Raw genomic sequence first — 6,759 nt, 5'->3', positions numbered from 1 at the left:
GGAAGGTTATCCGGGCAAGCGGTATTACGGTGGTTGCGAGTTCGTCGACATGGCCGAGCAACTCGCCATCGAGCGCCTCAAGACCCTGTTCGGCGCAGAAGCGGCCAACGTGCAGCCGAACTCCGGCTCCCAGGCCAATCAGGCCGTTCTGATGGCCTTCGCCAAGCCCGGCGACACCATCATGGGCATGAGCCTCGCCGAAGGCGGTCACCTGACCCACGGCATGCCGCTCAACATGTCCGGCAAGTGGTTCAACGTTGTTGCTTACGGTCTCGACAAAAACGAAGAGATCGACTACGACAAGATGGAAGCGCTGGCCCGTGAGCACAAGCCGCGCATCATCATCGCGGGTGCATCCGCTTACTCCCTGCGCATCGACTTCGAGCGCTTCGCGAAGATTGCCAAAGAGATCGGCGCCATCTTCTGGGTCGACATGGCCCACTACGCCGGCCTCATCGCCGCTGGCTACTACCCCAACCCGGTGCCCCATGCCGATGTGGTCACCTCGACCACTCACAAGACGCTTCGCGGCCCCCGCGGCGGCATCATCCTTATGAAGGCCGAGCACGAAAAGGCCCTCAACTCGGCCATTTTCCCGGGCCTCCAGGGTGGTCCGCTGATGCACGTCATTGCGGCCAAGGCCGTGGCCTTCAAGGAAGCCGCCGAACCCCAGTTCAAGCGTTATCAGGAACAGGTCATTGCCAACGCCCGCGTCATGGCGCGTGTGCTGGGTGAAGAGCGCGGCCTGCGCATCGTTTCCGGCCGCACTGAAAGCCACGTGTTCCTGGTCGACCTGCAGTCCAAGAACATCACCGGCAAGGAAGCCGAAGCTGCACTGGGCCGCGCCCACATCACCGTCAACAAGAACTCGATCCCGAACGATCCCCAGAAGCCCTTCGTGACTTCCGGCATCCGCATCGGCTCCCCGGCGATGACCACCCGTGGTTTCACCGAGATCGAAGCAGAGCGCATCGCGCATCTCATCGCCGACGTACTCGACAAGCCCAATGACGAGGCCACCACCGAGAACGTGCGCGCCAAGGTTGCCGAGCTGTGCCGCAAGTTCCCGGTGTATGGTGCGTAACAACCGTAACAGCGGGCGGGTGCGCTAGCCCATGCATTGCCCCTTCTGCGGCGCCGACAACACGCAGGTCACCGACACCCGTGAGAACGAGGACGGTGACATTGTCCGGCGCCGCCGTCGCTGCCTGTCCTGCGACAAGCGCTTCACCACCTACGAGCGCATCGACCTCAAGATGCCTCAGGTGGTCAAGAAAAACGGCAGCCGTGCCGACTTCAGTCGCGACAAACTGCTGGGCAGCCTGAGCCTGGCCCTGCGCAAGCGGCCGGTCACGGCCGAAAGCGTCGAAGCCGCAGTCGACCGTATCGAAGCCAAGCTGCTCTCCTCCGGTGAACGGGAAATCCCCTCCGAGCGCATCGGCGAACTGGTGATGCGCGAACTCAAGAAGCTCGACAAGGTGGCCTATATCCGCTTTGCCTCGGTTTACCGTGCCTTCGAGGACGTGGACGAATTCTCGGAAGTCATCCGCGAAGTCAGCACCCGTCCCCGCGGCCGCCCCCCCAAGACATCCTGAAGGTTTGCCCTCCATGATTGCCACCGCCGACGACTACCGGTGGATGGCCCGCGCCCTCGAGTTGGCGGCACGCGGGCTGCTCACCACGACACCCAATCCCCGTGTGGGCTGCGTCATCGTCCGGCAGGGAGAGATGGTCGGCGAAGGCTGGCATGCACGTGCCGGTGAGCCCCATGCCGAGGTTCACGCTCTCGCCATGGCCGGGGAGCGGGCCCTGGGTGCCACGGCCTACGTCACCCTGGAGCCCTGCTCTCACTACGGACGGACGCCACCCTGCGCCGAAGCACTGGTAAAGGCCGGTGTAAGCCGCGTGGTCGCAGCCATGGAAGACCCTAATCCCCTGGTCGCCGGGCGCGGCCTCGCCCGCCTGCGTGAAGCCGGCATCATCACGTTGGCCGGTGTCCAGGAGGCCGAAGCCAGGGAACTCAACATCGGCTTCATCTCGCGCATGACCCGCGGGCGCCCCTGGCTGCGACTGAAGGCCGCGGCCACCCTCGACGGCAAGACCGCACTCGAAAATGGGGTCTCCCAGTGGATCACCGGCGACGATGCCCGCCGTGATGCCCACCGCTGGCGCGCCCGCTCCTGTGCCGTCCTCACCGGCATCGGCACCGTGCGCGACGATGACCCGCAGCTCAATGTCCGGGCTGTTCCGACCGAGCGCCAGCCCCTGCGCGTGGTCGTCGATGCCCGCCTGGAAACGCCACTCAACGCCCGCCTGCTCGATGGCGGGCCAGTCCTCGTCGCCGCCGCAATCAACGACGCCGACCGCATCGCCGCCCTGCAGCGCAGGGGAGCCGAAGTGGTCATCCTTCCCGACAAGGGTGGCAAGGTGGATCTGCCAGCGCTGATGCGAGAACTGGGCCGCCGCGGCCTGAATGAGGTTCTCGCCGAAAGCGGCTTCAAACTGAATGGATCCCTGCTCCGGGAAGGCTGCGTGGACGAGTTGATCCTGTATCTGGCCCCAGCGCTGGTGGGCGATGCGGCCCGCGGCCTCTTCAACCTGCCTGCCCTCACCAGCCTTGCCGACAAGCGCCCCCTCGCCTTCCACGACGTACGTATCATTGGTCGGGATCTGCGCGTCATCGCCCGCCCGGAGTGACACACCGCACACCGGCACGCAGGTATCGGGAAAAATCTGCAAACCTTTGACAGACGCATGAAAGATGCGTCATCGCGACAGACGGCATGGCGTTAAGGTAGGCCCGCTCTCGCAACCTGCCTGCCCTGATGACGCATCTCCTCCAGACCGCCTTCCTCGCCCTCGTACTCATTACACCAGCGCTCCACGCCGAAACTGCCATCGTCCTCAACTCGGTGGATGAAAGCGTGAGCTTCATCGACACCCGCACTTACCAGGAGACCGGCCGCGCACCCGCTTGCAAGGAGCCCCATCACCTGATGGCCATGCCGGACGACAGCGCTGTCATCGTCGCCTGTGCCGTCTCCAACGAACTGGTGTTCTTCGACCCCCGGACAGGCAAGGAGCAGAAACGCATCAAAAACATCTCCGACCCCTACCAGCTCGGCTTCTCACCGGACAAAGCGTGGTTCGTTGCCAACTCGTTGCGCCTCGACCGGGTGGATCTCTACCGTGCCGCTGACTTCAGCCTGGTCGCCCGCGTCCCGGCCGAAAGGACGCCTTCGCACATGGCCTTCGACAAGGCCAGCCAGTTCGTCTTCATCACCCTGCAGGACTCCAACGAAGTTCTCGCCATCGATCTGAAGACGCGCCAGCCCGCCTGGAAACACCCCGTAGGCCCAACGCCGGCCGGTATCCACATGACGCCCGACGACCGCTACCTGCTGGTTGGCATCATGGGCGCCGACTATGTGGAAGTGATCGACTGGCGAGCCCGCCGCACCATCAAGCGCATTGCCACTGCCCGGGGGGCCCACAACTTCCTGCCCCGGGGCGATGGCCGCCATGTCTTTGTCTCGAACCGCACCGTCAAGGGCAGCATTTCTCTCGTGGATATGCAGAATCTGAGTGTTGTCGAAAGTTACGACGTCCCTGGCGGCCCCGATGACATGGAGATCCGCGCCGATGGCAAGGAACTGTGGGTCACCGCCCGTTTTGCCCGCAAGGTTCAGGTCGTCAATCTGGAACAGAAGAAGCTCTCCCACTCGATCCGGGTAGGCCGCTCCCCCCATGGGGTGTCGTTCATCAGCCACGCTCCGCGGCAATGAGCGCCATCCGCCAATACCTGCCTGCTGCCCTTCTGTGCGCTACGTGCCTCGCCCACGGAGCGACACCCGAGGCCTGCCAGGGCACCGTGTACCTGACACTTGATACCGGCAACATGCGCCACGCCGAGGCCATTGCGACCATCCTCGACAAGCACCAAGTGAAGGCGACATTCTTCGTGGCCCAGGAAAAGACACTGCGCGGCGACCACGCCCTCGACGCAAGCTGGGGAGACTACTGGAAGGCCCGGGTCGCTGAAGGCCACGCCTTCGGTAGCCACACCTGGCGACACGGCAGTTTCCGGCAGGATGAAGCCGACGGCCGGGTGACCTACCGACTAATGGACGGTACCCACGCCCGACTCGACGCAGCACAAGTCTGCGCGGAACTGAAAGCCGCCGACACGCAGTTTCAAGCGCTCACCGGACGCCCCCTTGATCCCCTGTGGCGAGCCCCCGGCGGACGCACGACCCCGCTCACACTCAAGGCCGCCAGGGCCTGCGGCTATCGCCACGTTCATTGGTCAGCAGCCGGTTTTCTCGGAGACGAACTCCCCTCCCACACCCACTCCAATGCCATGCTGCTGGAGCGGGCCCTGGCGCGTATCCGTGATGGGGACATCCTGATGGCCCACCTGGGCATCTGGTCCCGGCATGACCCCTTCGCGCCCATGCTCGACCCCTTGATCGCGGGCCTCAAGGCACGCGGATTCTGCTTCGCACGCGTCCCAACGCCATGATCGCCTTTCTCACTGACCTATTCGTCGCTACCCAGGGCTGGCTGTTCGACAGCCTGGTCCAGCCTGCACTTTTTGCGTTGGGGCTGGCCAGTTATGTGGAGATGGGCTTCGAGGGTATCGAGTTCGTTCTCATCGGTATTCTTGAACTGGCAATCGCCTATTCGATCATGCGTCCGCTGGAGGCCCTCTGGCCGGCGGAAAGGTGGAGCGGGCGCAAGGCGGTAAGGGTGGATGTGCTGTACACCGTGCTCAACCGCCTGGGCGTTATTCCGCTGGCGGTCTTTGCCTTGCTGGCACCTGCCTTCATGGCTCTCGACGGCTGGTTGCGTTTCCATGACATGATCCCGCGGCAACTCGAGGATTGGTTGCCCACGCTCGACACCCACCCCCTGGCCAGCTTCGTGATCTATCTGCTGATCCTGGACTTTGCCGAGTACTGGCGCCACCGTCTGTCCCACACCTTTGGCTGGTGGTGGGCCCTGCATGGCATTCACCACTCCCAGCGCCAGATGTCCTTCTGGACGGATTCCCGCAATCACCTGCTGGACGACCTGATTGCCGGTATGTGGTTCGCCGGACTGTCCCTGTTGATCGGCGTGCCGCCCGGGCACTTCATCGGGCTGCTGGTCACCCTGCGCCTGGTGGAGAATCTATCCCACACCAACACGCGACTGGGCTTCGGACGCTTGGGCGATTACCTCATCGTGGGGCCCCGCTACCATCGCTGGCATCACGCACTGGACCTGCCCTCTGGCGAGCGTTATCGCCACGGCTGCAACTTCGCGATCCTGTTTCCGTTCTGGGATGCGATCTTCGGCACCTTGCACCTCGAGAAGCAGCTTCCCCCGACAGGTATCCGTGAAGACAGTGCCGAGGCACTCGCCGCCCGGGACGATTTCTGGCGGCAACAGAAGCTGGGGCTGGTCCTGCTGTGGCGGGCACTGACTCGCCCCCGCACGGGCTCAGCTGCGATGTGACGCGCACACCGCGCAGGCCGGATCGCGTCCGAGACGGATCGTCCGCCAGTCCATGGCCAGCGCATCAAGCAGAAGCAGACGCCCGGTCAGCGTTTCGCCGCACCCGGCCAGCAGCTTGAGAGCCTCGGCCGCCTGAACGGCACCGACAATGCCCGTGATCGGCGCAAAGACGCCCATCACGGCGCAGCGCACTTCCTCCACATCCTCGCCCTCGGGAAACAGGCAGTGGTAGCACGGGCTGGCCTCGTGCCGCAGATCGAAGACTGAAACCTGACCATCGAAACGTACCGCGGCCCCGGAAACGAGGGGCTTGCGGGCAGCCACACAGGCCCGGTTGATGGCGTGGCGCGTCGCGAAATTGTCCGAGCAGTCCAGAACCACATCGGCCTGGGCGACTTCCAGCGCCAGCGCCTCGCCCTCCAGCCTGCATGCCAGGGGAACAACCCTGACCTCCGGATTGAGGCGCGCCAGGCTGTCACGCCCCGACTCCACCTTCAAGCGTCCTACACCATCCTGACTGTGCAGGATCTGGCGCTGCAGATTGGTCAGATCCACCGTATCGCCATCCGCCAGCACCAGCGTACCAACACCGGCAGCCGCAAGGTACATGGCGGCCGGAGAGCCCAGGCCGCCGGCGCCCACCACCAGCACCCGGGCCGCGACGATGGCGTCCTGGCCCTCTATGCCGATCTGGGGCAGAAGAATGTGGCGCGAATAGCGCAGCAACTGATCGTCGTTCATGGGGGGCAGAAAAAAGAAAATGGCGCCATGCCGGCGCCTGGGAGCACAGGAAGCAGAGACCTACTTGAACTCTCGCAGATCCGGCGGCGTGTCGTCATGATCGCCGTGGGGATGGGCCGCATAGGCGTTGATGTAGACCTCGTGGGATTGCTTGATGAGGCGCTCAGGCGAGCGCAGGTTGTGCACCTGCGTGTCTTCCACATAGTAGATCAGGGCCCGGTGCAGACGCACCAGCAAGGGCCGCTCCAGCTGGAAACCGGCATTGACCAGGGCTTCCTCAAGGAGTTCGAGGGTGTAGTCGAGTACGTTGTAGTGCACGATCAAGGCCCGCTCATGCCGCCCCGCCTCAACCTGGACGCCGCGCAGGGCCGCCAGCGAGCGCTGGGCCTGGTGGATCTGACCCACCGGATAGGACTTGAAACAGATCTCCCGGGTCTTGGCGATACCTGAGCCCGGGTGGTGATGACTCCCGTGCTTGCGTCCAGCCAGCTTGTAAGCAGTCTCGCGTCGCATCACCAC

General features: G+C 64.1%; 8 protein-coding genes. 6 read left to right on the top strand and 2 right to left on the bottom strand.

Translation table 11 applies throughout. From position 1 onward, the window contains the following. The 6 genes from glyA to ACIQ09_RS12830 form a co-directional block, all read left to right on the top strand. A partial coding sequence (gene glyA, locus ACIQ09_RS12855; RefSeq protein ID WP_398310275.1) for a serine hydroxymethyltransferase occupies window positions 1–1,084 on the top strand: 1,084 nt, incomplete at its 5' end. Window positions 1,085–1,115: 31 nt separating this feature from the next. Next, window positions 1,116–1,595: a transcriptional regulator NrdR gene (nrdR, locus tag ACIQ09_RS12850; RefSeq protein WP_398310272.1), complete on the top strand. Its 480-nt coding sequence runs from the start codon at window positions 1,116–1,118 to the stop codon at window positions 1,593–1,595. 13 nt (window positions 1,596–1,608) lie between these two features. After that, window positions 1,609–2,697 carry a bifunctional diaminohydroxyphosphoribosylaminopyrimidine deaminase/5-amino-6-(5-phosphoribosylamino)uracil reductase RibD gene (gene ribD, locus ACIQ09_RS12845; RefSeq protein ID WP_398310269.1) on the top strand — a complete coding sequence of 363 codons (1,089 nt, stop codon included), beginning with the start codon at window positions 1,609–1,611 and terminating at the stop codon, window positions 2,695–2,697. 128 nt (window positions 2,698–2,825) lie between these two features. Beyond that, window positions 2,826–3,785 carry a YncE family protein gene (locus tag ACIQ09_RS12840; protein WP_398310266.1) on the top strand — a complete coding sequence of 320 codons (960 nt, stop codon included), beginning with the start codon at window positions 2,826–2,828 and terminating at the stop codon, window positions 3,783–3,785. Next, the gene (locus ACIQ09_RS12835; protein ID WP_398310263.1) at window positions 3,782–4,522 is read left to right on the top strand and encodes a polysaccharide deacetylase family protein; all 741 of its coding nucleotides are present in this window, start codon (window positions 3,782–3,784) and stop codon (window positions 4,520–4,522) included. The genes ACIQ09_RS12840 and ACIQ09_RS12835 overlap by 4 nt, the downstream gene beginning before the upstream one ends. Next, window positions 4,519–5,499 carry a sterol desaturase family protein gene (locus ACIQ09_RS12830; RefSeq protein WP_398310260.1) on the top strand — a complete coding sequence of 327 codons (981 nt, stop codon included), beginning with the start codon at window positions 4,519–4,521 and terminating at the stop codon, window positions 5,497–5,499. Before ACIQ09_RS12835 ends, ACIQ09_RS12830 begins: the two co-directional genes overlap by 4 nt. Here ACIQ09_RS12830 and ACIQ09_RS12825 read toward each other — a convergent pair. Then, on the bottom strand, window positions 5,485–6,240 hold the full coding sequence (locus ACIQ09_RS12825; RefSeq protein WP_398310257.1) for a HesA/MoeB/ThiF family protein: 756 nt from the start codon (window positions 6,238–6,240) through the stop codon (window positions 5,485–5,487). The genes ACIQ09_RS12830 and ACIQ09_RS12825 overlap by 15 nt on opposite strands. 60 nt (window positions 6,241–6,300) lie before the next feature. Continuing rightward, window positions 6,301–6,753, bottom strand: a complete 453-nt coding sequence (locus ACIQ09_RS12820; protein WP_398310254.1) for a hypothetical protein — start codon at window positions 6,751–6,753, stop codon at window positions 6,301–6,303. Window positions 6,754–6,759: the final 6 nt, after the last annotated feature.

Origin of the sequence: Zoogloea sp. (genome assembly GCF_044344315.1) — a bacterium.
In the GTDB taxonomy this organism is placed as follows: Bacteria; Pseudomonadota; Gammaproteobacteria; order Burkholderiales; family Rhodocyclaceae; genus Zoogloea.
The sequence above is the reverse complement of the archived record's forward strand: the minus strand, read 5'-3'. Positions and strand labels throughout refer to the sequence as shown.

Bases quoted from the DNA above. Each gene is read 5' to 3' on its own strand.
- ACIQ09_RS12830 (WP_398310260.1), top strand. From the start codon at position 4,519: ATGATCGCCTTTCTCACTGACCTATTCGTCGCTACCCAGGGCTGGCTG.
- ACIQ09_RS12825 (WP_398310257.1), bottom strand. From the start codon at position 6,240: ATGAACGACGATCAGTTGCTGCGCTATTCGCGCCACATTCTTCTGCCC.
- ACIQ09_RS12840 (WP_398310266.1), top strand. From the start codon at position 2,826: ATGACGCATCTCCTCCAGACCGCCTTCCTCGCCCTCGTACTCATTACA.
- ribD (WP_398310269.1), top strand. From the start codon at position 1,609: ATGATTGCCACCGCCGACGACTACCGGTGGATGGCCCGCGCCCTCGAG.
- ACIQ09_RS12820 (WP_398310254.1), bottom strand. From the start codon at position 6,753: ATGCGACGCGAGACTGCTTACAAGCTGGCTGGACGCAAGCACGGGAGT.
- ACIQ09_RS12835 (WP_398310263.1), top strand. From the start codon at position 3,782: ATGAGCGCCATCCGCCAATACCTGCCTGCTGCCCTTCTGTGCGCTACG.
- nrdR (WP_398310272.1), top strand. From the start codon at position 1,116: ATGCATTGCCCCTTCTGCGGCGCCGACAACACGCAGGTCACCGACACC.